1 protein-coding gene is annotated in these 786 nt (G+C 59.0%); it reads left to right on the top strand.

Annotation, left to right across the window (positions count from 1 at the left end; translation table 11 throughout):
- Positions 1-568, top strand: a 568-nt coding sequence (locus AX724_RS12870; RefSeq protein WP_156448076.1) for a transposase, incomplete at its 5' end; no start/stop codon positions are given.
- Positions 569-786: the final 218 nt, after the last annotated feature.

Here is a 786-nt window from a genome sequence, read left to right as displayed (position 1 = left end):
GTTCGGCCTGCGCATGGGCACCGCCAGAACGCCGGGCCGGCGTGCCGAACGCCTAACGGCGTTCTATGCGCAGCGCCCGGATTTGAAGGCTCTGTTTGCTCCGCTCATTGCATCCATGGAGGCGATTGAGGAGCAGCTGCGCGCATACAATCGCTTGCTCAATGACCGGGCAAAGGCGGATGCGGTCTGCGCCCGGTTAATGAGCGTTCCTGGGGTTGGACCGATTACCGCGCTTACCTACACCTCGACCATCGAAGATCCGCAGCGTTTTGCCAGAAGCGACGATGTCGGCGCCTATGCGGGGCTTGTGCCCCGACGCAGTCAATCGGGAGAACGCGATGTGAGCGGACATATCTCCAAGGCGGGAGATCCCATGTTGCGTAAGGCGCTTTACGAAGCGGCCAATGTCGCGCTGTCAAAGGTGAAGCGGCCATTTGCCCTTCAGGCGTGGGGCAAGAAAATGGCCGAAGCAAAGGGCGCCAAGCGTGCCAGAACGGCCGTTGCGCGGAAGCTCGCCGCATTACTCCATTCGCTTTGGCTAAACGAGACGGAGTTCCGCTGGGCCTGATCCCCGCGTTCCTCATCCCGTTTAGCCATGCCCCGGACGATCTCGTCAGTTTTGTAGAGGGTCAAACCTCGTTTGGGACACAGAGACGTCCACCTATTCCGCTCGGCCGCGATCATGAAGGCTCGGATGAAAAGCAACCACAGCTGTCCGATGACCTCGAAGACAACCATTGGCGAACGGGAAAAAGGAAGAGCAATGCAGGAATCAATTAGACAACA

Source organism: Sphingobium sp. CCH11-B1 (assembly GCF_001556865.1).
GTDB lineage: Bacteria > Pseudomonadota > Alphaproteobacteria > Sphingomonadales > Sphingomonadaceae > Sphingobium.
This window is presented reverse-complemented; position numbering and strand designations above follow the sequence as displayed.